We start from the raw sequence: 1,761 nt of genomic DNA, 5'->3' as shown, positions 1-1,761 counted from the left end.
AATCGGCGAAGCAACGGCTAAGTTGTTAGCTTCAAAGGGAAATAAAGTAGTCCTTGGAGCACGTCGGGAAGAACGCTTGCAAAAAATTGTTCAGAATATTGAACAATCAGGGGGACAATTAACTTACTTGGCAACTGATGTCAGTGAACTTGAACAGGTTAAAGCTTTAGCCCAAAAAGCTATCGACACCTATGGCCGGTTGGATGTTTGGATGAATAATGCGGGATTAATGCCACATTCTGAATTTATTAAAGGGCGAGTTGAAGATTGGAATCGGATGATTGATATCAACTTACGCGGAGTCTTATACGGAATAAATGCGGCTCTTCCACAGATGCGCAAACAACGATCAGGCCAGTTTATCAATATAGCTTCCGTTGCAGCACATGCAGTTCATTCTGGTGGTGGTGTGTATAGTGCAACTAAAGCTGGTGTTTGGATGATCAGTGAAGCCTTACGTCAGGAAGAAGTTGTTGCAAAGAGCCATGTCCGAGTGACTGTTGTTTCACCAGGTGCTGTATCAACTGAATTAGTTGATCATGTAACTGACCTAGATACTAAAAAGGCAATGAAAAATTTTTATGCCAATGTATCCATGCCTTCAGAACGCGTAGCACAAGCAATTTCATTAGCTGTTGATTTACCAGAAGACTCTGATATAAATGAAATTGTAATGAGACCAACAAATCAAAAATAAAAAGTGGAGAAAATTTTTTATGGATTTTCCGTTGCAGAAGAGATAGTCTAAATGTTAACTGGGTGTAAGTTAATATGTGATGAATCGTATAGGGACGTTTAATATACTAAAACAAAATTTTAGAAGGAGGGGAGTAATGATGAATATCAAAAATGCCAGCGAATTAACTGGAGTAAGTTCAGATACTATTAGATATTATGAAAAAATTGGATTGATTCCACGTATTGACAGAACATCTTCTGGAATAAGGAATATTGATAAACGTATTATCGGCAGAATTAATTTTGTTAAACAGATGCGCTCGGCAGGGATGTCTATTGAGAATCTTTTAAAATATATGAATTTAGTTGATTCTGCTGAGGGTAGCATAGCAGCCCAAAAATCGTTGTTGAAAGAGCAGCTAGAGGCAATGGTAGAACGCAGAGATGACATGCAAGCGGCCATCGATCATCTAAAATGGAAATTGGAACATTATGAGGAACATATGGCTAAGTCTGAAGCAGATTTAAAAAAATTGGAGAAGGAACATAAAAGTCAGTAATTTTTTGGCTAGGCGAGAAGTTTTGCTATCAAAAGACATTGATCCACATAACACAAAATTAAAACAAAAAACTGGGTCAGTTTGAGGAAATACCCCGACTGACCCAGTTTTTGTTATTCTTCATTATTCCAAGCAGAATAACTTTGAACATATTTTTAAATTTGATTGATTACATTAAATTGTTATTTTTTGGCCCACGTAAAGATAATTTTCATTGCTGATCTCATTTGCCGAAATCAGCTTGCTGACAGTTGTTCTATATGTTCTGGCAATCGAACTTAATGTATCACCAGACTTAACGGTATATGAACCTTTACTGCTTGTTGAAGTGGAACTTTTTGAACTGCTTGTGCTAGAGCTGCTGTTCGAACCAGAGAATATGAGCTTCTGACCTACATAAAGATAATCAGTGTCGCTAATATTGTTTGATGAGGCCAAGGCACTAACAGTTGTATTATATGTTCTAGCGATCGAACTAAGTGTATCACCAGACTTAACAGAATAAGTGCCACTGCTGCTTGTT

General features: G+C 37.3%; 3 protein-coding genes. 2 read left to right on the top strand and 1 reads right to left on the bottom strand.

Annotated features, from left to right (window positions below; translation table 11 throughout):
- The first annotated feature begins 1 nt into the window (after nucleotide 1).
- Together FD20_RS12475 and FD20_RS12470 are read left to right on the top strand one after the other, a co-directional pair.
- Entirely contained in the window at nucleotides 2-697 is a 696-nt protein-coding gene (locus FD20_RS12475; RefSeq protein ID WP_057738916.1) for an SDR family oxidoreductase, read from the top strand.
- 139 nt (nucleotides 698-836) lie between these two features.
- The gene (locus FD20_RS12470) at nucleotides 837-1,238 is read left to right on the top strand and encodes a MerR family transcriptional regulator (RefSeq protein ID WP_057738914.1); all 402 of its coding nucleotides are present in this window, start codon (nucleotides 837-839) and stop codon (nucleotides 1,236-1,238) included.
- A gap of 174 nt (nucleotides 1,239-1,412) precedes the next feature.
- Here the strand turns inward: FD20_RS12470 and FD20_RS12465 are convergent.
- Nucleotides 1,413-1,761: lytic transglycosylase (locus FD20_RS12465; RefSeq protein WP_157060939.1), on the bottom strand; the 349-nt coding region annotated here is incomplete at its 5' end.

Origin of the sequence: Liquorilactobacillus uvarum DSM 19971, from assembly GCF_001434935.1 — a bacterium.
GTDB classification, from domain to species: Bacteria; Bacillota; Bacilli; order Lactobacillales; family Lactobacillaceae; genus Liquorilactobacillus; species Liquorilactobacillus uvarum.
Note: the sequence above shows the minus strand (reverse complement) of the source record. Positions and strands in the feature narration are given on the sequence as shown.

Coding starts and splice junctions, on each gene's coding strand:
- FD20_RS12470 (WP_057738914.1), top strand. CDS start 837: ATGAATATCAAAAATGCCAGCGAATTAACTGGAGTAAGTTCAGATACT.